The following is a 20,539-nucleotide window of genomic DNA, read 5'->3' on the forward strand; positions in this document are numbered from 1 at the left end:
ACGTCTCCTCGTCGACTGGGCTTCTCTGCGCCGTGGGGCCCCTCCTCGGAGCGGCTCCCTGCCGAGAGCTCCGGGCCGCCCCTGCGCGCGCGTCCGGCCCGGGTCGTTCCTCCACAGGCGCCGACGCGGGCGTCTCTCCTCCGATCGGGCAGGGAGCGCCCCGGCGCGCGGAACGGGCTCCTAGCGTGCCGGGATGACCCGCGACTTCGTCCCCCTCGTCCCCGCCGAGCACCGCCGCGACCCGCTGCCGGTGCGGCCCGCCGCCGCCGGTCTCGGGCTGCTCGCGCCGCACGCCGCGGATCCCGCGGTGACCGACCTCTTCGTGAACGGCGGCGCGGGCCTCTGGATCGACCGGGGCGGTGGTGCGGAGCGGGTTCCGGAGTGGACGCTCGACGCCGCCGGAGCACGGCGGCTGGCCGTCGCGCTGGTCGCGGCCGGTGGACGGCACGTCGACGAGGCGAGCCCGTGCGTGGACGTCAGGCTCCGCCACGGGGTCCGCGTGCACGTCGTGCTGCCGCCGGTGGCGACCGGGGGAGCGCTCGTGTCGGTGCGGGTGCCGCGGTCGGACTCCTGGACGCTCGGGGAGCTGCAGGCGGCCGGGATGCTGGACGACGACGGAGTGCGGCTTCTGCGCCGGGCGGTCCGCGAGCGGTGGAACCTGCTGATCACGGGAGCCGGTGGATCAGGCAAGACCACCCTGCTCGGCGCCCTGCTCGGGTGCGCGGCGCCGACCGAGCGGATCGTGGCCATCGAGGACGTCGGCGAGCTCCGGCCGGCGCACCCGCACGTCGTCTCGCTCGAGGCGCGGCAGCCCAACCTCGAGGGCGCCGGTGCCGTGGGCCTGGACCGGCTCGTGCGGGAGGCGCTGCGGATGCGTCCGGACCGCCTGGTCCTCGGCGAGTGCCGCGGCGTCGAGCTGCGCGAGCTGCTGTCCGCGCTGAACACCGGGCACGACGGCGGTGCGGGGACCCTCCACGCGAACTCCCTCGAGGACGTGCCCGCGCGTCTCGAGGCGCTCGGGGTCCTCGCGGGACTCGGGCCCGAGGCGATCGCCCGCCAGACGGTCAGCGCGATCGACCTGGTGCTCCACCTCGAGCGCCGCGACGGGCGGCGGCGGCTGGCGGCATTCGGGACGTTCGCGCTCGACGCGGCCTGCCGCCTGAGGGTCGAGGACGGGTCGCTCCCGAGCGCCTCGAGGTCGAGCGCGTGACGGGCCGCGACGGGCTGGACGAGGTCGCGGCCGTCGTGCACCGACTGGCCGTCCTCCTCGCGGCGGGAGTGGCTCCCGCGTCGGCCCTCGGGCATCTCGCGGGGGCGGAGGGGGCGGACAGCGGGGACGCGCGGCGGCGGCGACTGCTCCGGGCGGTGTCGGAGGAGGCCGGCCGCGGGGGCGACGTGACGGAGGCGCTGCTGCGCGGGACGCCGGTTTCGCGGCGGAGCGGCTCGGAGCGGAAGCGGCCGCGACGGCGAGCGCCGGACACCGGTGAGGCGACCGCGTGGGCGGCGCTGGCCGCCGCGTGGCGGGTGGCCGCCGACTCCGGCGCGCCGGTCGCCGCCGCTCTCGGCGAGCTGGCGGAGTCCCTGCGCGAGCTGGCGCGCGCCCGCCGGGACATCGAGGTGGCTCTGGCCGGTCCCTCCGCCACCGGGAGGGTCGTGAGCGCGCTGCCGCTGGCGGCGCTGGGTCTGGGGGCACTGCTGGGCTTCGACGTGGTCGGCGTGCTCCTCGGGACGGTGCCCGGTGCGGTCTGCCTGGTCGGGGGAGCCGGGTTGATGGCGGCCGCGCACGCGTGGACGCGGCGCCTCGTCCGAAGCGCGGCCCCGGCCGATCCGGCGCCCGGGCTCGCGCTCGACCTCCTCTCGGTGGCGCTGGCCGGTGGCGGCTCGATCGAGTCGTCGCGCGCCCGGGTCGTGGCGGCGCTCGCCGAGTGCGGGCTCGACTCGGGCGAGCGCGTGCTCTCCGACGCGGACCCGGTGCTCGCCCTCTCCGCGGCGGCGGGCGTGCCGGCCGGACGCCTGCTCCGGAGCGAGGCGGCTCTGGTCCGGGCACGGGCGTCCTCCGGGGCGCGGGAGCGAGCCGCTCGGCTCGGCGTGACCCTGATGCTGCCGCTCGGGATCTGCGTGCTGCCGGCGTTCCTGCTGCTCGGAGTGGCTCCGATGGTCGTCTCGGTGCTGCTCTCGACGTTCTCGGTGGCGGCGTGACGCGGTCGACCGCTCCTCCACAGGGGCGGGATCGGGAGGCGTCTCCACGGATCGGCCGGAGGGTCGATCGGTGGGATCGGGAGTCAGCGATCCTCGGAGGAGGGGCACGGAGCGGGGCGGAATGGAGCAGGACGGATGAGAAGTGACACGGCGATCAGCGGCGGGGGAGTCTCCCGGAGTCGAGGACTCGGTAGGAGCAGGGATGCGGGAAGTGGTGTGCCCGGAACGAGCCGGGGCTCGAGGAGCGGCGGAGGTGCGGCGTCCGGCGGAGGAACGGGCATCGACGTCTCCGCGGGGCGCGTCGAGTGGCGCCGACCCGGGTGGGGAGGTCTCGGCGCTCTGGGCGACGAGGAGGGGTCGGCGACGGCGGAGTACGCGATCGCGACGATGGCCGCGGTCGGTTTCGCCGGGCTGCTGGTGGTCATCCTCAAGGGCGACGAGGTGCGGAGCATCCTGACCGACCTGGTGACCCGCGCGCTCACCGCGGCGGGATGAGAGGCCTTCCGCTGCTGCGCGGGCGGCTCGTCCAGGAGGAGGGCTCGGCCACTGCCGAGCTCGCGCTCGTGCTCCCGGCGGTGGTCGCGGTGCTGGCGCTGTGCCTGGGGTCGGTGGCGGCCTCGGCGCAGCACGTCCGGCTCGTCGACGCGGCCGCCGACGCGGCCCGGTCCGCGGCCCGGGGCGACGACCCCCGCGCGCCGCTCGCCCGGGTGACGGGGGCGTCGCTCACGGCGGGGGAGCAGGACGGACTGGTCTGCGTCGACGTCGCGGCCCGGCTGCGCCCGCTCCCGGCGGTGTCGCTCCCGGTCTCGGTCCGGTCCTGCGCGCTGGGCGGGGGCGGATGATCCGCCGACTCCCCGGGGCTGTCCGCGACCGGGAGGAGGGCTCGGCCGCGGTCGTGGCGATCGGAGTCGTCGCGGGCACGATCCTGGTGACGGCCGCCGTGCTCGCCGGCTGCGCAGGAGTCGTCGGGCACCAGCGAGCGGTCGCCGCCGCGGACGCCTCGTCCCTGGCAGCGGCCGACGTCGCCTCCGGCCTGCTGGCCGGGGATCCGTGCGGACGTGCCGCCGCCGTGGCCCGCGCGAACGGCGCCGAGCTCGTCCTCTGCGACGTCGACGGCGGCGTCGCGAGAACGGAGGCGGCCGTCGCCGCGGGTCCGCTCTCCCTCACGGCGCGGTCGAGGGCCGGCCCGCCGCCCTGAGGGCGGGGGCAGCAGCGGGCGTCGTCCGGACCGAGGTTCGGACGACGCCGCGGGAGCGCGTCAGTCGGAGGAGAGTCGCTGGTACCGGTACGCGGCGGCGGTCGGCAGGGCGCCCGCGCCCTCGTCGTGCTCGAGGCCGCCGGCGAGGAGGTAGATGTAGCGGGAGCCCGCCCTCGCCCCGGGGATCTCGAGGCGTGCGGCGGGGGCCTGATCGTCGCCGTATCCCCGGCGGAGGGTCTTGCCCTCCAGCGGTCCGTCGAGGAGCTTGGCCGTGTAGGCGGAGGTCGTGGTGGTGTGCGTCGTTGCCATGCCTCATCATGCGCCGATCGGCGCCGCGCGTCACCCCCGTCGACGGCAGGCCGGGCAGGCGGCTCCGAGGCCGTGTCCAGCGTCCTCCCGAGGTCCCCGTGTCCTCGGGAGGGGGCAGCACGTCCGGGGTCAGTGTGTATGGTGTGCCTGTCGGGCGCCCCCGCCGATGGGGACGCGTCGCCGTTCCCCGCACCACGTCGCCGCGCACCGTCTCCCCGCAGCAGGGGACGTCGGACCACTGGTCGTCCGACCCGACAGCACCAATCGAGGAGAACTGTGTCCGGCACGAAGAAGCTGGTGATCGTCGAGTCGCCGGCGAAAGCCAAGACCATCGCCCAGTACCTGGGCGACGGCTACGAGGTGCTCGCCTCCGTCGGGCACATCCGCGACCTCATCGAGCCGAAGAACCTCCCCCCGGAGCTGAAGAAGGGCCCGCTGGGCAAGTTCTCCGTCGACGTCGACAACGGCTTCGAGCCCTACTACGTCGTGTCCGACCAGAAGAAGAAGACGGTCGCCGACCTCAAGCGCGCGCTGAAGAACGCCGACGAGCTCTACCTCGCCACTGATGAGGACCGCGAGGGCGAGGCCATCGCGTGGCACCTCCTCGAGGAGCTCAAGCCCAAGGTCCCCGTGCACCGCATGGTCTTCCACGAGATCACGAAGGACGCGATCCAGAAGGCGCGCGACAACACCCGGGACATCGACACCTCCCTGGTCGACGCCCAGGAGACCCGCCGCATCCTCGACCGCCTCTACGGCTACGAGATCTCGCCCGTGCTGTGGCGCAAGGTCGGCCCCGGGCTCTCGGCCGGCCGGGTGCAGTCGGCCGCGACCCGCCTGGTGGTCGACCGCGAGCGGGAGCGCCTGGCGTTCGTGTCGGCGAGCTACTGGGACCTCGCCACCGTGCTGGCGCCCGAGTCGGACGCCGCGGCGGGCTTCGACGCCCGCCTGGCTCGGCTCGACGGCAAGCGGATCGGAAGCGGCCGCGACTTCGACGACCGCGGTCAGCTGAAGGGCGACGTCACCGTCCTCGACGAGTCCACCGCCGGTGCCCTCGCCGAGGCCCTGCGTGACCCCGCCACCACGGTCCGGGTCTCGAACCTCGAGTCCAAGCCGTACTCGCGCCGCCCCGCCGCCCCGTTCACCACGTCCACGCTCCAGCAGGAGGCGGCGCGCAAGCTCCGCTTCTCGGCGCGCCAGACGATGAGCGTCGCGCAGTCGCTCTACGAGAACGGCTTCATCACGTACATGAGGACCGACTCGCCCGGGCTCTCGCAGCAGGCGCTGAACGCCGCACGCACCCAGGCCGCGTCCCTCTACGGAGCCGAGACCGTCCCGGACAATCCCCGGCTGTACTCCGGCAAGAACAAGAACGCGCAGGAGGCGCACGAGGCCATCCGGCCCGCGGGCGAGACCTTCCGCACCCCGGATCAGCTCTCGGGCACCCTCCGCGGCAACGACCTCCGCCTCTACGAGCTCATCTGGAAGCGCACCGTCGCCTCGCAGATGGCCGACGCCAAGGGCTCGACCGCCACCGTGACGCTGCTCGCCGAGCCGGCCGGCGACGTCGCGAAGACCGCCGAGTTCACCGCCTCCGGAACCGTCATCACGTTCCGCGGATTCCTCCTCGCCTACGAGGAGGGGCGCGACGAGGAGCGTCACGGCGCCCGCGACGAGAAGGACGCCAAGCTGCCGGTGCTCGAGGTCGGCCAGAGCCTGGTCGTCGCCGAGGTCGAGGCCAAGGGCCACGAGACCTCGCCGCCCCCGCGCTACACGGAGGCGAGCCTGGTCAAGGCGCTCGAGGAGCTCGGCATCGGCCGGCCCTCCACCTACGCGTCGATCATCTCCACCATCGTCGACCGCGGCTACGTCACTCCGCGCGGCACCGCCCTCGTGCCCAACTGGATCGCCTTCTCGGTGGTCCGGCTGCTCGAGGACTTCTTCTCCGACCTGGTGGAGTACGACTTCACCGCCGAGATGGAGGGCGACCTCGACCGCATCGCCGGCGGCGAGGAGGACCGCGTCGCCTGGCTCAACCGCTTCTACTTCGGCGGAGGCACGCACCCCGGGCTCCGACACGTCGTGGACAACCTCGGCGAGATCGATGCGAAGAGCATCAACTCCGTCCGGATCACCGACGACATCACCCTGCGCATCGGCAAGTACGGCCCCTACCTCGAGGTGGCCCAGGAGGAGGGGCAGGAGACGCCGCGTCGCGTCAACCTGCCGCTCGAGCTGGCTCCCGACGAGCTCACGCCCGCCAAGGCGCAGGAGCTCGTCGACGCCCCGGTGCAGACCGACCGCGTGCTGGGAAGCAACCCCGACTCGGGCAAGACCGTCGTCGTCAAGGACGGGCGCTTCGGCCCCTACGTGACCGAGGTCGATCCGGAGCCGGAGACCACGGCGGATCCCGCCACCGGGGAGGTCGTCGAGCCCGCGCCCGCGAAGCGCGGCGCGAAGAAGCCCGCTGTCGTGAAGCCGCGCACCTCCTCCCTCTTCAAGTCCATGGACGTCGCGTCGATCGACCTGGCGACGGCGCTGCGCCTGCTCGACCTGCCGCGCACGGTCGGTGACGACCCCGAGAGCGGCGAGCCGATCACGGCTCAGAACGGCCGGTACGGCCCGTACATCAAGAAGGGCACCGACAGCCGGTCGCTCACCAGCGAGGACCAGATCTTCGAGGTCGACCTGCCGACGGCGCTCGAGATCTTCGCTCAGCCGAAGTACGGGGCGCGACGCGCGTCGAGCGCGCTGAAGGAGTTCGAGGCGGACCCCGTCAGCGGCAAGCCGATCCGGATCCGCGACGGACGCTTCGGCGCCTACGTGACCGACGGCGAGACCAACGTCACGATCTCCAAGGGCCTGACGATCGAGGAGATCGACTTCGAGCAGGCGGTCCAGATGCTCGCCGACAAGCGCGCGAAGGGCCCGGCCAAGAAGGCTCCGGCCAAGCGCGCGCCGGCCAGGAAGCCCGCGGCGAAGACGACCGCGGCCAAGACCACGGCGGCCAAGACGACGGCGGCCAAGACGACGGCGGCCAAGACGACGGCGGCCAAGACGACGGCGGCCAAGACGACGGCGGCCAAGACGACCGCGGCCAAGACGGCCGCGGCCGCCAAGAAGACGACCGCAGCGAAGAAGCCCGCCACGCCCCGCGCCACCGCCGCGAGCCGCGCGGCCGCGGCGGCCGCCGCCGAGACGTCGGACGCGACCGAGTCGTGACCGGGCTGTTCGTCACCCTCGAGGGCGGGGACGGCGCGGGCAAGACCACGCAGGCCCGGCTGCTCGAGGAGTGGCTGGGCACGCGGGGCGAGACCGTCGTCCGCACCCGCGAGCCCGGGGGCACCGAGGTGGGCCTGCAGATCCGCGAGATCGTTCTGCACCACCGCGGCGAGATCGATCCGCGGGCCGAGGCCCTGCTCTACGCGGCGGACCGCGCCCAGCACATCGGGACGCTCGTGCGACCGGCGCTCGAGCGCGGCGAGGTCGTCGTGCAGGACCGCTACATCGACTCCTCCGTCGCCTACCAGGGAGCCGGGCGGGTCCTCGACGCCGTCGAGGTCCGGCGGCTCTCGGAGTGGGCCACCCACGACCTGAGGCCCGACCTCACCGTCCTGCTCGACCTCGACCCCGCCGTCGCGCGGGGCCGGCTCGACGCGGCCCGCACCCGCTTCGACCGGCTGGAGGCCGAGAAGGCGGAGTTCCACGGGCGCGTGCGCGAGGCGTTCCTGGCGATCGCCGAGACGGACGCCGAGCGCTTCCTCGTCCTGGACGCCGCTCTCCCCGTCGAGGAGATCGCGGCCGCGGTGCGGGAGCGGGTCGCCGTCCTCCTCGACGGCGCGTCGGCTGTCGGTGCTCGCGGTTAGCCTGGTGGCATGACCGTCTGGAGCCAGCTCGTCGGGCAGGAGCACGCCATCGGCGCCCTGCAGGACGCCTCGACGCCCCGGGACGACCGTGGCCGGGAGTCGTCGTCGATGACGCACTCCTGGCTCATCACCGGCCCTCCCGGGTCCGGCCGCTCGAACCTCGCCTACGCGTTCGCCTCCGCACTGCTCTGCCGCCACGGCGGCTGCGGGGAGTGCCCCGACTGCCGCCAGGTCGCCGCCCGCTCCCATCCCGACCTCGCCGTGCTGACGACCGAGCGCGTGATCATCTCGATCGACGAGGTGCGGCGGCTGGTCAGCAGCTCGCAGTACTCGCCCTCGGTGTCGCGCTACCGCGTCATGGTCATCGAGGACGCCGACCGGATGAGCGAGCGCACGTCCAACGTGCTGCTGAAGGCGCTCGAGGAGCCGCCGGAGCGCACGGTCTGGATCCTGTGCGCCCCGAGCGAGGCCGATCTGCTCCCCACCATCCGCTCCCGCGTCCGCTCCGTGCGGCTCCGCGTGCCGAGCGTCGAGGACGTCGCCGGTCTCCTCGAGCGCCGCGACGGGGTCGACCCCGAGACCGCCGAGCGCGCCGCCCGCCAGGCTCAGAGCCACATCGGGATGGCGCACCGCCTGGCGACCGACGCGAACGCGCGCGAGCGCCGCGAGGAGACGCTCCGCATCGCCCTGCGCCTCCGCGGCGTCTCGGACGCGGTCCTCGGCGCTGCGCGGATGATCGAGGTCGCGACCGAGGACGCCAAGGCGATCACCCTCGAGCGCGACGAGGCCGAGCGGCAGCAGGCGCTGCGCTCGCTCGGCGTCGAGCCCGGGGGCACCGTGCCCGCGCAGCTCCGCTCGCAGCTGCGGGCGCTCGAGGAGGATCAGAAGCGACGCGCGACGCGGAGCCTCCGCGACGGCCTCGACCGGATCCTCGTCGACCTGCTCTCCCTCTACCGCGACGTGGTGCGCCTCCAGCTCGGAGCGCCCGGCGGCGTCATCAACGAGGAGGTCCGGACCGAGATGACCGCGCTCGCCGACGCGACTCCGCCCGACCGCACGCTCGCCGTCCTCGACGCGATCGCGACCGCCCGGCAGCGGATCGACGCGAACGTCTCCCCGGTCCTCGCTCTCGAGGCGCTGCTCGTCGTCGCGGCGCGCCGCCCGGTGGCCGCGTGAGGCGGGGGCGCCGGTCGGCCGTCGTCGTCGCGCTCGTCGCGGCCGCGTCCCTCCTGACCGGCTGCTTCGCGCCCGGCCCGAGCGTCGACCGGACCTCCACCCCCTATCCGCAGACCGTCGACGACTCCCTGGAGCGCTACTACTCGCAGGTGCTGGTCTGGGACGACTGCGGCGACGGCGCTCTCTGCACCGACGCGACCGTCCCGCTCGACTGGGACGACCCCTCGGGGGAGATCGCGTCGATCGCTCTGGTGCGCCGACCCGCGACGAAGGGCCCGGCGATCGGCTCCCTGCTCGTGAATCCGGGCGGACCGGGAGCGTCGGGCGTCGACTTCGTCCGCGACAGCGCCGACTACGCGGTCGACTCCGCGCTCGCCGCCCGGTACGACGTCGTCGGCTTCGATCCGCGCGGGGTGGGCGCCTCCACCGCGGTCTCCTGCCTCGACGCCGCGGGGCTCGACTCCTACCTCTACGACATCACGCCGGGGGAGCGGGGCAGCGACGAGTGGATCCAGGCGCAGCGCACGACCGCTGCCGCGTTCGCCGCCGCTTGCGAGGAGCGTAGCGGGCCGCTGCTGCCCGAGGTCGGCACCCCGAGCGCCGCCCGTGATCTCGACGTGCTGCGCGCGGCGCTCGGCGACGAGACGCTGCACTACCTCGGCTACTCCTACGGCACGTTCCTCGGAGCGACCTACGCCGGGCTGTTCCCGGACCGGGTCGGCCGCCTCGTCCTCGACGGCGCGATCGACCCGGCGGCCACCTCGTTCGACGTGGTGCGCGAGCAGGCGAAGGGGTTCGAGAGCGCACTGCGCGCCTACCTCTCCGACTGCCTCCGCTCGGACGACTGCCCGTTCACCGGCACCGTCGACGCGGGGATGGCCCAGCTGAAGCGCATGCTCGAGGACGTGGACGCCTCGCCGATCCGGGCCGCCGACGGCCGTGAGCTCGGCGCGAGCACGCTGTTCACCGCGATCGTCTACCCGCTCTACGACGCCACGGCGTGGGGAGCGCTGAGCGAGATGCTGGCCGGCGTCCGCCGGGGCGACCCCGCGGTCGCGTTCCAGTACGCGGACGCCTACAACGGGCGCGACGCGGACGGCCGGTACGCGGACAACACCACCGAGGCGTTCCTCGCGATCAACTGCGTCGACTACTCCTACGACGCCGACACCGCCTCGATGCGCGCCGACGAGGCCGCTCTCGAGCAGGCCGCGCCGACGATCGGCCGCTACATGGCCTACGGCGACATCCTCTGCAGCGAGTGGCCGGCGGCGTTCGAGGGCTCCCGCGAGCCGATCACCGCGGAGGGCTCGGCGCCCATCCTGGTCGTGGGCACCACGAACGATCCCGCGACGCCCTACGTATGGGCGCAGGCGCTCGCGGGCGAGCTCTCCGCCGGTCACCTGGTCACCTACGACGGCGAGGGCCACACGGCCTACAACAAGTCGACGTCCTGCGTGAACGACGCGGTCGACGCGTACCTGCTCGAGGGGACCGTCCCGGAGGTGGACCCGAAGTGCTGACCGAGCAGGAGCGGCCCCGCGAGCAGCAGCCCGGGCTCCGCGAGCGCAAGCGCCTGGCCACGCGGCGGGCGATCGAGATCGCCGTCCTCCGCCTGGCGAGCGAGCGCGGGCCGGAGCGGGTGACCATCGAGGACGTCTCGCGCGCCGCCGACGTCTCCACGCGCACCTTCTTCAACTACTTCGCCTCGAAGGAGGACGCGCTGGTCGGCGGGCTCCCGGTCATCGCCGACGAGACGGCGGCGGCGTTCGTCACGGGCCGGGGCGCCGTGCTCGAGGACCTGCAGCGGGTCTTCGTCGCCGCGATGGAGGAGCCGCTCGAGGAGGACCGGGAGCTGCACGTCCTCCGCCGCGCGCTCTTCCGCGAGCACCCGCATCTGGTCGGTCTGAAGATCGCGGGCATGCGCGAGTTCGAGCTCGCGGTCGAGGGGCTCGTCGCCGAGCGTCTCGGCCAGGAGGACGACGACGCGGAGCGGGTGCGCAGCCGGGCGCGGATGCTGACGCTCCTCGGGCTCGCCGCCGTCCGCCACGCCTGGGCGGCCTGGGTCGATCACGACGGCCGGGAGGCCCTGCCCGGACGGATCGCCCGCTCCTTCGAGGAGCTCCGCGGCGCGCTCGCCTGAGCCGAGCGCAGCGGTAGCCGCCGCCGTCGCGGGGCCTCTGCTCGACCGCGCCGTCCTGATTCACGCCCGGGGGCGCGAGCAGGCTATGCTGTGTAATCGTGTCCGGGGCTCAGGCCCCGCGTGCACGCCGCCTTAGCTCAGTCGGCAGAGCGTCTCACTCGTAATGAGAAGGTCGTGGGTTCGATTCCCACAGGCGGCTCCCTCTCCCGTCATCCTCGACGTCCAAGCCGGATCCATGAGTTCCCGTCCGGATCCGCGGCGTCCAGGTCGCGTCGAACTCGCGTCGCTACCCTGTTGCGGATGACCGACACGCCTCCTCCCCGCCGTCGCCGCACCCTCGTGGTCGCCGCGGTGCTCGTGGCCGCCGTGCTCGGTGGCGGTGCCTTCGGCGTGGGGACGGCTCTCGGCAGCGCCGCGGAGCCCGGGGCGCTGCCCGTCGTCTCGACCCCGACCGCCACCGCGACTCCCGCACCGACGCCGACGGCCACGGCGCGGCCCACCGCCGAAGCGGCGGCCGAGGCGCTCCGCACCTGCTCGGTGGCGGGGCTCGCCGCCGACCCGCGCCTGGGCTCGATGCAGGCGCATGTGGTCGACGCCGCGACGGGCGAGGTCCTGTTCGACCGCGGGGGCGGGACCGCGTCCCGCACCGCCTCCGCCCTCAAGATCCTCACGGCCGCGTCGGCGCTCGCGGTCCTCGGCCCGGACACGCGCATCGCCACCACCGTGGTCCGCGGGAGCGAGCCCGGAAGCGTCGTCCTCGTCGGCGGTGGAGACCTCACCCTGACCCGGCTCCCGACCGGCCGGGAGTCGACCTACGCCGGAGCGGCCCACCTCGACGACCTCGCGGCGCAGGTCGAGAGCGCCTGGGAGGCGGACCCCTCCACCGCCGGGACGCCGATCACGTCGCTGGTGCTCGACTCCTCCCTCTACTCGGGCGAGACCTGGCAGCCGAGCTGGAACCGCAAGGAGCAGGTCGACGGCTACATGCCCGAGATCACGGCGCTCCAGGTGGACGGCGATCGCGAGGACCCCACGGCCTCGACCTCCGAGCGCGGCACGGATCCGGTCGGCCGGGCCGGAGGGGCGTTCGCCGATGAGCTGGACGGCTCGCCCGTGGTCTCCACCGGGACGGCTCCCGCGGGCGCGGCGGTTCTCGGCACGGTGGAGTCGGCCCCGGTCGGCACGCTCGTGCAGCAGATGCTGCTCGTCTCCGACAATGCGATCGCCGAGATGCTCGCGCGACTCGTCGCGATCCGCACCGGCGCGGGCAGCGACTTCGCTGCCGAGCAGGCCGGTGTGCTGCAGGGGCTCGCCGGTTACGGCGTCGACACGTCCGGGATCGCGATCGTCGACGGCTCCGGCCTGAGCGACGACAACGCGGTCGCGCCGGCGTACTTCACCGAGCTGCTCCGGAAGGTGCAGGCCCGCGAGGGGCAGCTGGGGATCCTCCTGGACGGCCTGCCGGTGTCGGGCCGGACGGGCTCGCTTTCCTACTCCGACCGCTTCGCCGGCGACAACGCCGCGGCCGACGGCGCGGTGCGGGCGAAGACGGGCTGGATCGACACCGGCTACACCCTGGCCGGCGTGGTCACCGCGGCGGACGGCACCGAGCTGACCTTCGCGGTCTACGCTCTCGGCGACGTCTCCGACTCGGCGAAGACCGCGATCGACACTCTCGTGACGGGCGTCTACCGCTGCGGATCCTCGCTCTCCGACTCCTGACCCGGGCGGGTCGACCTCCCGCTCCTCCTCGCCACCTCCTCCCGGAAGGCCCACGATGACCACCGCACTCCTGATCGTCGACGTGCAGAACGACTTCACCGAGGGCGGCGCGCTCGCCGTCACAGGCGGCGCGGCCGTCGCCCGGGGAATCACCGAGCATCTGGCGGCGCACGCCGACCGCTACTCCGCGGTGCTGGCCTCCCGCGACTGGCACGAGGGCGATTCCGACAACGGCGGCCACTTCGCGGTGGAGCCGGACTTCGTCGACAGCTGGCCCGTCCACTGCGTCGCCGGCACGGACGGCGCGCGGTTCCACCCGGCCCTGGACACCGCTCTGATCGACGTGCAGATCCTCAAGGGGCAGGGCCGCCCCTCCTACTCGGCCTTCGAGGGCACGACGGAGGCGGGCGAGGAGCTCGGCGCCGTGCTCGCGGAGCGGGGCGTCACTGCGCTCGACGTCGTGGGACTCGCGACCGACCACTGCGTGCGCGCCTCGGCGCTCGACGCGCGACGGGCGGGGCTCGAGGTCCGCGTGCTCCAGGACCTGGTCGCAGGCGTCTCCGAGGAGGCGAGTGCCGCGGCGCTGCGCGAGCTGACGGAGGCGGGAGTCCGCGTCGAGCGGTCCGTCTGAGGGCTCGTCCCTCCACAGGGCTCACGGAGGCGCAGGTCCTCGCGGCTCCCGGCGACCCCGCCCCCGGAGCGATCGCCCGTCCTACACTGGGAGGACGAGAAGCTCCTCCCGGCGCGGTCTGCGCGCTCCGATCCGAAGAAGTGGTTCCCTCCTGTGACTGATTCCGTCGCGTCCCGCGCCGCCGAGACCGCTCTGCTCGCCCGCATCCCCACGCAGCTGCTGATCGGCGGTGAGTGGGTGGACGCCTCCGGCGGCGGCTCGATCGACGTCGAGGACCCGGCCACCGGAGCGGTCCTGGTCTCGATCGCCGACGCGACTCCGGAGGACGGGGTCCGGGCGCTCGACGCCGCCGTCGCCGCCGGTCCGTCGTGGGCCGCGACGGCGCCGCGGAAGCGGGGCGAGATCCTCCGGCGGGCGTTCGACCTCCTGCAGGAGCGCACCGAGGAGTTCGCGCTCCTGATGGCGCTCGAGATGGGCAAGCCGGTCGCGGAGGCGAGGGGCGAGGTCGTGTACGGCGGCGAGTTCCTCCGCTGGTTCAGCGAGGAGGCGGTGCGCATCAGCGGACGCTACGGTGTCTCGCCCGAGGGCAGCGGCCGGATGATCGTCTCGCAGCACCCGGTGGGCCCCTGCTACCTGATCACCCCCTGGAACTTCCCGCTCGCGATGGCGACGCGGAAGATCGCTCCGGCGCTGGCGGCGGGCTGCACCGTCGTCGTGAAGCCGGCCGAGCTCACTCCGCTCACCACGCTCGCCTTCGCGGCGCTGCTCGCCGAGGCGGGGCTCCCCGACGGCGTACTCAACGTGGTCACCACGTCCTCGGCGGGAGCCGTGTCGGCTCCGATCCTGTCGGATCCCCGCCTGCGGAAGGTGTCCTTCACCGGCTCCACTCCCGTCGGGCGCACGCTGCTGCAGCAGGCGTCCGAGAACGTGCTGCGGACCTCGATGGAGCTGGGCGGCAACGCGCCCTTCGTCGTGTTCGAGGACGCCGACCTCGACCGGGCGGTCGAGGGCGCGATGCTCGCGAAGTTCCGCAACATCGGCCAGGCCTGCACGGCCGCCAACCGCTTCTTCGTGCACGAGTCGATCGCCGAGGAGTTCGCCGCGCGGATCGTGGAGCGCGTGCGCGCTCTGCGCGTCGGCCGCGGCACCGAGGACGGGGTGACCATCGGCCCGCTGATCGACGAGCGCGCGGTCGAGAAGGCGTCCGCGCTGGTAAAGGACGCCGTCTCCCGCGGCGCGCGCCTGCTCACCGGCGGCGATCGGATCGAGGGGGCCGGCCACTTCTACCGGCCGACCGTGCTCGCGGGGGTCGACCGGGAGAGCGAGATCCTGCGCACGGAGATCTTCGGCCCGGTGCTCGCGATCGTGCCGTTCACCGACGAGGACGACGCCGTCGAGCTCGCCAACGACACCGAGTACGGACTGGTGTCCTACGTCTTCACGCGCGACCTCGCCCGCGGTCAGCGGATGATCGAGCGGCTCGCCACCGGGATGATGGGCCTCAACGTCGGCGTGGTGTCGAACGCGGCGGCGCCCTTCGGCGGGGTGAAGCAGTCGGGCCTCGGCCGCGAGGGCGGACTCGAGGGGATCCACGAGTACCTCAGCACCAAGTACACGCTCACCCCCGACCCCTTCGCCTGATCCTGTGGAGCGGATCGAGGTCACCGCGCTCGACGACCCGAGGCTGCGCGACTACGCCCACGCCACGGACGTCGCGCTGAAGAACGCCCGCGGCCCGCACGGCCTGTACATCGCGGAGTCGGCGCTCGTGCTCGAGCGTGCGCTCGCCGCCGGGCACCGGCCGCGCTCGGTGCTCGCCCTCGGCGGATCGGCAGGCGAGGCCGAGCGCCTGGTCGGCCGCTTCGACGTCCCCGTCTTCACGGGCCCGGGTGAGCTCCTGGCCGAGCTCACCGGGTACACCCTGCACCGCGGCCTGATCGCGGCGATGGACCGGCCCGTGCTGCCCGACCCGTCCGACCTGCTCGCGGGAGCGCGCCGCGTCGTCGTGCTCGAGGACGTGGTCGACCCGACGAACGTCGGCGCGATCTTCCGCTCCGTCGGGGCCATCGGAGCCGATGCCGTGCTGGTGACGCCGCGCTGCTCCGATCCGTACTACCGCCGCGCCATCCGCGTGAGCATGGGAACGGTCCTCCAGGTGCCCTGGACGCGCGTGGGCGACTGGCCGTCGACGCAGCGGCTCCTGCACGGCGCGGGCTTCACGATCGCGGCGATGGCTCTGACCCCGGAGGCGGTGCCCCTGCGGGACTTCGCCGCCCGCGCTCCGGAGCGCATCGCCCTCGTGCTCGGCACCGAGGGGCAGGGTCTCACCGCCGAAGCGCTCGCCGCCGCCGATGTCGCCGTCCAGATCCCGATGCGGCACGGGATCGACTCGCTCAACGTCGCTGCGGCGTCGGCGGTCGCGATGTGGGCGCTCGCCGAGCCCTCCTGAGAGGTGCGACTGCGCCCCGTTTGGGGTGCCACTGAGGCGTGAGAGCGCGCCCAGCGCTCGCCGGAAGCGTCGACTGCGCTACCGTGGCCGCACTCCCGCCCGCAGCCGTCACGAACGAGGTCGTCCATGCTCCTGCGCACGACGCTCCGCCCGCCCGTCGCGCTGCTCGTCGGAGTCGCGCTCGCACTGAGCCTCACCGCCTGCTCCGGTCCCGCCGCGGAGGTGCCGGACGGGTCCGTGCGCGACTCGGGCTCCGTCGCGACCGCCGCCCCGGCGCCCACCGGCACAGCCGATCCCGAGAGCGGCGCGCGCATGACCCGCCTGATCAGCGACTGCCTCGCCCGCTACGGCCTGAGCGACCGGCCGCCGCTCGCGAGCCCGCTCGCGGAGGAGGAGGTCCGCCTGGCGGCGCAGCGCGCCCGTGACGCCTACGACGCCACCCTGACCGACTGCTCGGCGCAGGCGCTCGCGTCCGGAGAGCCGAGCAGTGATCCGACGGGGGAGCCCGGCAGCGAGCCGACCGACGAGCCCGACGCCGACTCCACCCCCGCTCCGGCGGGCTGACCGTGCGACTCGAGGGGACGTCCGCGCTGATCGCGGGGGGAGCATCCGGACTGGGAGCCGCGACGGCGACGGCGCTCGACGCCGCAGGAGCGCACGTGGTCGTGCTCGACCTGCCGCACGCGGTGGAGGCCGCGCGTCTGCCCGCCTCCGTGCAGCTGATCGCCGGGGACGTCCTCGATCCGGACGCCGTCTCGCGCGCCGTGGAGGCGGCGGGGGAGCTGCGCGTCGCCGTGAGCTGTGCGGGCGTGGCCACACCCGGGCGGCTGCTCGGACGCGACGGGCCGCTGCCGCTCGAGCAGTTCGAGCAGGTGCTGCGGATCAACACGACCGGGACGCTCAACGTGCTGCGCCTCGCCGCGGCGTCGATCGCCGAGCGGGAGCCGGTCGACGGGGAGCGGGGAGTCCTCGTCACGACCGCCTCCGTCGCCGCCTTCGAGGGGCAGATCGGGCAGGCGGCCTACGCCGCGTCGAAGGGAGCCGTGGCGGCGATGACCCTGCCGCTCGCGCGCGAGCTCGCGGCCCGGCTCGTGCGCGTGGTGTCGATCGCACCGGGCACGTTCGACACGCCCCTGCTCGCCGGGCTGCCGGACAGGGCCCGCGAGGCGCTCGGCTCGGCGACGCCGCATCCGGCCCGCCTCGGACGCCCCGAGGAGTTCGCGGCCCTGGTGCGGCACATCGTCGAGAACCCCATGATCAACGGCGAGACCATCCGGCTCGACGGGGCCCTGCGGCTGCCGCCGCGCTGAGGGACGAGCGGGCGCAGGCTGCTGGTCGAGACGTGCGGGCGTCTCGAGACGCCGCTGCGCGGCTGGTCGACCGGCATGAGGCAGCGCCGGTCGCGAGACGCCGCTGCAGCGTCCGTCAGACGAGCAGCTGGTGCTTGGCGAGGTCCCGGTACAGCGGCGTCGACTCGACGAGCTCGGAGTGGGTGCCGACTCCCACGACCTCGCCCTTCTGCAGCACGACGATGCGGTCGGAATCGACCACCGTCGACAGGCGGTGCGCGATCACCAGCAGGGTCCGGTTCTCGGCGACCGCGTCGATCGCCAGGCGCAGGCGCTGCTCGTTGAGTCCGTCGAGGCTCGACGTGGACTCGTCCAGCAGCAGGATCGGCGGGGCCGCCAGGAGCGCGCGGCCGATCGCGAGGCGCTGACGCTCACCGCCCGAGAGCATCACTCCGCTCTCGCCCACCGGCGCGTGCAGGCCGAGCGGGTTGCGCTCGAGCACGTCGGTCAGGTTCACCGCCTCGAGCACCCGGAGGCAGTCGGCGTCGTCGGCGTCGGGGCGGCCGAGGACGAGGTTCTCGCGGATGGTGCCGGCCAGGACCGGGGCGTCCTGCTCGACGTAGCCGATCTGCGCGCGGAGCGCGTCGCGGTCGATGGCCGTGATGTCGACACCGCCGAGTCGGACGACGCCGGCCTCCGGGTCGTAGAACCGCTCGATGAGGGCGAGGATCGTGCTCTTGCCCGCTCCCGACGGCCCGACCAGGGCGGTGCGCTTGCCACGCGGCACGGTGAAGGAGACGCCGCGCAGGACGGTGCGGTCGCGCTCGTCCGCTACGGCCGCCGCGTCGGGCACGGCGCCCTCCTCGTAGGAGAACACCACGTCCTCGAAGGAGATGGCCTCCTCCGCCACGCCGGCGCCGAGGCCGCCCGCGGAGGCGTCGCCGTCGCCCTCGATCGGCAGGTCGATGATCTCCTGGATGCGGCCGAGGGCGCCCAGCGCCGAGTTCACCGAGGTGATGGCGCCGATGAAGTTGCCGAGCGGCATCACCATCATGAAGAGGAAGAGGATGAACGAGACCAGCTGGGCGATGTCGATCGCGCCGGATGCGACGCGGTAGCCGCCGACGCCGAGGACGGCGAGGAAGGCGACCTGCATGGCGATCCCCGCCACCGGCACCACGAGGGCCGAGACGTGCGCGACGCGGATCCCGAGGCGGTACGCCTCCGTCGCGTGCTGGTCGACGACCGCGATCTCGCGATCGGTGGCTCCGGCGGCACGGATCGTCCGGACGGCGCTGATGGCGCGCTCGACGGCCGCGGCCAGATCGCCGACCTTCTCCTGCGCCTTGCGGCTGGCGGTGCGGATGCCGCGGCCGAGGGTCAGCGCGAGCCCGAGGGCCACCGCCACCACCGCCACGATGATCAGCAGCAGCACCCAGTCGATGACGGCCATCGCGATGATCGCGCCGACGAAAACGAGGGAGCCCGCGATCGAGTCGACGAGCCCCTGGGTCAGCACCGCGCGCAGGAGCGTGGAGTCGGAGCCGACGCGCGAGACGAGGTCGCCGGTGCGGCGCGCGTCGAACTCCCGGATGGGGAGGCGCAGCAGCCGTGCGACGAGGCGGCGGCGGCTCGAGAGCACGATCCCCTCGCCGGTGCGCTGGAGCAGGTAGTGCGCGAAGCCCGAGATGAGCCCGGAGGCCACGACCAGGCCGACGAGGGCCCACACGAGCGGGCCGAGATCGAGACCGGACTGGACCCGGGTGATGACCTGGCCGACGAGCAGGGGCTGGCCGAGGCTCGCCGCCGCTCCGAACAGACTGAGGACCACGACGACCGAGAGGATGGCGCGGTGCTCGAGCAGGTAGGGCACGAGCTGCGAGAAGGAGGCGCGGGGTCCGTCGTCGCGGGAGGGTCGTCGTCCGCCGCGCCGGGAGGTGGTGGTGCTCATCGCCGTCCATTCTGCCCCGTCGTCGCTGCGAGCAGGCCGCCAGAGGGCGGGCCCGGTGCTCAGGGAGGGAGCGGAGACGCGGACGGCCCGCCGGGGGATCCCGTCGGGCCGTCCTCTGCAGGGAGTCCTACGAGACGTTGTCGTGGTACGACGCGTTCTTCGTCTCCTTGGAGAGCAGGAGCGCGATCAGCGTCAGCACGGCCGCGGCGCTGAGGTAGAGGCCGACCAGCACGGTGCTGCCGCCCGCCGCCCTCCACAGCGCGACCGCGATGATCGGCGCGAGGGCCGCTCCGAGGATCGATGCGAGGTTGTACGCCATCGCCGAGCCGGTGTAGCGGACGTTGGTCGGGAACAGCTCGGGGAGGACGGCGCCCATCGGGCCGAAGGTCAGGCCCATCAGCGTGAAGCCGAGGATCAGGACCGCCATGACGCCCGCGAAGCCGGCGCTGAACAGGGGCACGAAGAGCAGGCCGAAGACGAGGATCGCCGCGGTCACCACGAGCAGCGTGCGCCGGCGGCCGAAGCGCTCCGCGAGCGGGCCGGAGACGAGCGTGAAGATCCCGAAGAACACGACGCCGACGATCAGCATGACGAGGAAGTCGTTGCGCGTGTAGCCGAGGCCCGGAACCGCGCCGTCGACGGGCGAGGTGCCGTAGGTCAGCGTGAACGTGGTCATGAGGTAGAAGAGCACGTAGGTCGCCAGCATGATGAAGGTGCCCAGGATGAGCGGGCGCCAGCTGGTGACGAAGACGCGGGCGAGGGGCAGCTTGGCGACCTCGCCCTTCTCGACGACCTTCTGGAACGCGGGCGTCTCGACGAGCTTGAACCGCACGTAGAGCCCGATGATCACGAGCACGGCGCTCGCCAGGAACGGCACGCGCCAGCCCCAGGCCGCGAACGTCTCGTCGCTCATCGTGCTCGCGAGCACCAGGAACAGGACGTTGGCGACGATGAAGCCGATCGGTGCGCCCAGCTGCGGGAAGGTGCCGTAGATGGCGCGCTTGCCGGCCGGTGCGTTCTCGGTCGCGAGCAGCGCGGCTCCGGACCACTCGCCGCCGAGGCCGAGGCCCTGGCAGAAGCGCATCACGACGAGCAGGAACGGAGCGAGGAACTCCCAGCCGGGCGTGAGCGCGGTGGGCAGGCAGCCGATCAGGAAGGTCGCGACGCCCATGGTGAGCAGCGAGGCGACGAGGGTGCCCTTGCGGCCGACGCGGTCGCCGAAGTGGCCGAAGATGATCGACCCGATCGGGCGCGCGATGAACGCGACGCCGAAGACGGCGAAGGAGGCGAGGAGGGCCGTGGCCGGGTCCTCGTTGACGAAGAAGAGCGACGGGAAGACCAGGACGGCGGCGGTCGCGTAGGCGTAGAAGTCGTAGAACTCGATCGAGGTGCCGATGAGGCTGGCGAGGATGACGCGGCCGCGGGAGTTCTGCGGGGCGGCTGCTGGCGCGTCGGAGACGGCGGGAGAGGACATGAGGGAGGGGCTCCGTGTGGACGGCGACTCCCCCTGAGCCGGCGGGGCGGGGCGTCGATCGGGCGTCGCGGACCGCTGGGGCGAGGGGGAGGAGAGAGGGGTCGCTCGTGACGACCCGACCACTTTACTCCG

The 20,539-nt window shown here is 73.7% G+C and carries 19 protein-coding genes and 1 tRNA gene; 17 read left to right on the plus strand and 3 right to left on the minus strand.

The features are described 5' to 3' along the window. Positions 1–193 precede the first annotated feature (193 nt). The 5 genes from C5C54_RS08915 to C5C54_RS08935 all read left to right on the plus strand — a co-directional run bounded on the left by C5C54_RS08915 (position 194) and on the right by C5C54_RS08935 (position 3,397). Complete coding sequence (locus tag C5C54_RS08915; RefSeq protein WP_104288185.1) at positions 194–1,210, plus strand: TadA family conjugal transfer-associated ATPase; 1,017 nt, start codon at positions 194–196, stop codon at positions 1,208–1,210. Then, positions 1,207–2,199 (plus strand): type II secretion system F family protein, encoded by a 993-nt coding sequence (locus C5C54_RS08920; RefSeq protein ID WP_104227249.1) that lies wholly within the window; start codon positions 1,207–1,209, stop codon positions 2,197–2,199. The genes C5C54_RS08915 and C5C54_RS08920 overlap by 4 nt, the downstream gene beginning before the upstream one ends. A gap of 216 nt (positions 2,200–2,415) precedes the next feature. Continuing rightward, positions 2,416–2,694: a DUF4244 domain-containing protein gene (locus C5C54_RS08925; RefSeq protein ID WP_244229600.1), complete on the plus strand. Its 279-nt coding sequence runs from the start codon at positions 2,416–2,418 to the stop codon at positions 2,692–2,694. After that, on the plus strand, positions 2,691–3,041 hold the full coding sequence (locus tag C5C54_RS08930) for a TadE family type IV pilus minor pilin (RefSeq protein WP_104288186.1): 351 nt from the start codon (positions 2,691–2,693) through the stop codon (positions 3,039–3,041). The genes C5C54_RS08925 and C5C54_RS08930 overlap by 4 nt, the downstream gene beginning before the upstream one ends. After that, positions 3,038–3,397 carry an Rv3654c family TadE-like protein gene (locus C5C54_RS08935; protein ID WP_104222195.1) on the plus strand — a complete coding sequence of 120 codons (360 nt, stop codon included), beginning with the start codon at positions 3,038–3,040 and terminating at the stop codon, positions 3,395–3,397. The genes C5C54_RS08930 and C5C54_RS08935 overlap by 4 nt, the downstream gene beginning before the upstream one ends. 60 nt (positions 3,398–3,457) lie before the next feature. Here C5C54_RS08935 and C5C54_RS08940 read toward each other — a convergent pair whose 3' ends face one another. Further along, positions 3,458–3,706 (minus strand): hypothetical protein, encoded by a 249-nt coding sequence (locus C5C54_RS08940; protein ID WP_104222197.1) that lies wholly within the window; start codon positions 3,704–3,706, stop codon positions 3,458–3,460. A 276-nt stretch (positions 3,707–3,982) separates the two neighbouring features. On the opposite strand from C5C54_RS08940, the gene topA reads away from it, so the two are divergent. From topA to C5C54_RS09000, 12 genes are all read left to right on the plus strand, one after another. After that, positions 3,983–6,928, plus strand: a complete 2,946-nt coding sequence (gene topA, locus C5C54_RS08945) for a type I DNA topoisomerase (RefSeq protein ID WP_104288187.1) — start codon at positions 3,983–3,985, stop codon at positions 6,926–6,928. Beyond that, on the plus strand, positions 6,925–7,572 hold the full coding sequence (tmk, locus tag C5C54_RS08950; protein WP_104237717.1) for a dTMP kinase: 648 nt from the start codon (positions 6,925–6,927) through the stop codon (positions 7,570–7,572). The genes topA and tmk overlap by 4 nt, the downstream gene beginning before the upstream one ends. A 9-nt stretch (positions 7,573–7,581) precedes the next feature. After that, the gene (locus C5C54_RS08955; protein WP_104222203.1) at positions 7,582–8,748 is read left to right on the plus strand and encodes a DNA polymerase III subunit delta'; all 1,167 of its coding nucleotides are present in this window, start codon (positions 7,582–7,584) and stop codon (positions 8,746–8,748) included. Beyond that, positions 8,745–10,271: an alpha/beta hydrolase gene (locus C5C54_RS08960; RefSeq protein WP_104222205.1), complete on the plus strand. Its 1,527-nt coding sequence runs from the start codon at positions 8,745–8,747 to the stop codon at positions 10,269–10,271. The genes C5C54_RS08955 and C5C54_RS08960 overlap by 4 nt, the downstream gene beginning before the upstream one ends. After that, positions 10,265–10,891 (plus strand): TetR/AcrR family transcriptional regulator, encoded by a 627-nt coding sequence (locus C5C54_RS17935; RefSeq protein WP_181127868.1) that lies wholly within the window; start codon positions 10,265–10,267, stop codon positions 10,889–10,891. The genes C5C54_RS08960 and C5C54_RS17935 overlap by 7 nt, the downstream gene beginning before the upstream one ends. A gap of 126 nt (positions 10,892–11,017) precedes the next feature. Then, positions 11,018–11,090, plus strand: a tRNA-Thr gene (locus C5C54_RS08970). Between the two features lie 101 nt (positions 11,091–11,191). Further along, on the plus strand, positions 11,192–12,613 hold the full coding sequence (gene dacB / locus C5C54_RS08975; RefSeq protein WP_104288188.1) for a D-alanyl-D-alanine carboxypeptidase/D-alanyl-D-alanine-endopeptidase: 1,422 nt from the start codon (positions 11,192–11,194) through the stop codon (positions 12,611–12,613). 55 nt (positions 12,614–12,668) lie between these two features. Beyond that, positions 12,669–13,244 (plus strand): isochorismatase family protein, encoded by a 576-nt coding sequence (locus C5C54_RS08980; RefSeq protein WP_104262888.1) that lies wholly within the window; start codon positions 12,669–12,671, stop codon positions 13,242–13,244. A gap of 153 nt (positions 13,245–13,397) precedes the next feature. Next, the gene (locus C5C54_RS08985) at positions 13,398–14,885 is read left to right on the plus strand and encodes an NAD-dependent succinate-semialdehyde dehydrogenase (RefSeq protein WP_104288189.1); all 1,488 of its coding nucleotides are present in this window, start codon (positions 13,398–13,400) and stop codon (positions 14,883–14,885) included. 4 nt (positions 14,886–14,889) lie between these two features. Further along, entirely contained in the window at positions 14,890–15,693 is an 804-nt protein-coding gene (locus C5C54_RS08990; protein ID WP_104288190.1) for an RNA methyltransferase, read from the plus strand. Positions 15,694–15,819: 126 nt separating this feature from the next. Next, positions 15,820–16,257 carry a hypothetical protein gene (locus C5C54_RS08995; protein ID WP_104233723.1) on the plus strand — a complete coding sequence of 146 codons (438 nt, stop codon included), beginning with the start codon at positions 15,820–15,822 and terminating at the stop codon, positions 16,255–16,257. Positions 16,258–16,259: 2 nt separating this feature from the next. Beyond that, positions 16,260–17,003 (plus strand): SDR family NAD(P)-dependent oxidoreductase, encoded by a 744-nt coding sequence (locus tag C5C54_RS09000; RefSeq protein WP_104247335.1) that lies wholly within the window; start codon positions 16,260–16,262, stop codon positions 17,001–17,003. Between the two features lie 115 nt (positions 17,004–17,118). Here the strand turns inward: C5C54_RS09000 and C5C54_RS09005 are convergent, their stop codons facing one another. Then, complete coding sequence (locus C5C54_RS09005; protein ID WP_104288191.1) at positions 17,119–18,933, minus strand: ABC transporter ATP-binding protein; 1,815 nt, start codon at positions 18,931–18,933, stop codon at positions 17,119–17,121. A 127-nt stretch (positions 18,934–19,060) separates the two neighbouring features. Further along, on the minus strand, positions 19,061–20,407 hold the full coding sequence (locus C5C54_RS09010) for an MFS transporter (protein ID WP_104222221.1): 1,347 nt from the start codon (positions 20,405–20,407) through the stop codon (positions 19,061–19,063). Between the last annotated feature and the right edge of the window lie 132 nt (positions 20,408–20,539).

It is taken from the genome of Rathayibacter sp. AY1F2 (genome assembly GCF_002930885.1).
In the GTDB taxonomy this organism is placed as follows: domain Bacteria; phylum Actinomycetota; class Actinomycetes; order Actinomycetales; family Microbacteriaceae; genus Rathayibacter.

Excerpts from the sequence above, each read along its gene's own strand:
- dacB (WP_104288188.1), top strand. The coding sequence starts at position 11,192 with ATGACCGACACGCCTCCTCCCCGCCGTCGCCGCACCCTCGTGGTCGCC.
- C5C54_RS08915 (WP_104288185.1), top strand. The coding sequence starts at position 194 with ATGACCCGCGACTTCGTCCCCCTCGTCCCCGCCGAGCACCGCCGCGAC.
- C5C54_RS09005 (WP_104288191.1), bottom strand. The coding sequence starts at position 18,933 with ATGAGCACCACCACCTCCCGGCGCGGCGGACGACGACCCTCCCGCGAC.
- C5C54_RS08980 (WP_104262888.1), top strand. The coding sequence starts at position 12,669 with ATGACCACCGCACTCCTGATCGTCGACGTGCAGAACGACTTCACCGAG.
- C5C54_RS08940 (WP_104222197.1), bottom strand. The coding sequence starts at position 3,706 with ATGGCAACGACGCACACCACCACGACCTCCGCCTACACGGCCAAGCTC.
- C5C54_RS09010 (WP_104222221.1), bottom strand. The coding sequence starts at position 20,407 with ATGTCCTCTCCCGCCGTCTCCGACGCGCCAGCAGCCGCCCCGCAGAAC.
- C5C54_RS08995 (WP_104233723.1), top strand. The coding sequence starts at position 15,820 with ATGCTCCTGCGCACGACGCTCCGCCCGCCCGTCGCGCTGCTCGTCGGA.
- C5C54_RS08955 (WP_104222203.1), top strand. The coding sequence starts at position 7,582 with ATGACCGTCTGGAGCCAGCTCGTCGGGCAGGAGCACGCCATCGGCGCC.
- C5C54_RS08930 (WP_104288186.1), top strand. The coding sequence starts at position 2,691 with ATGAGAGGCCTTCCGCTGCTGCGCGGGCGGCTCGTCCAGGAGGAGGGC.
- C5C54_RS08935 (WP_104222195.1), top strand. The coding sequence starts at position 3,038 with ATGATCCGCCGACTCCCCGGGGCTGTCCGCGACCGGGAGGAGGGCTCG.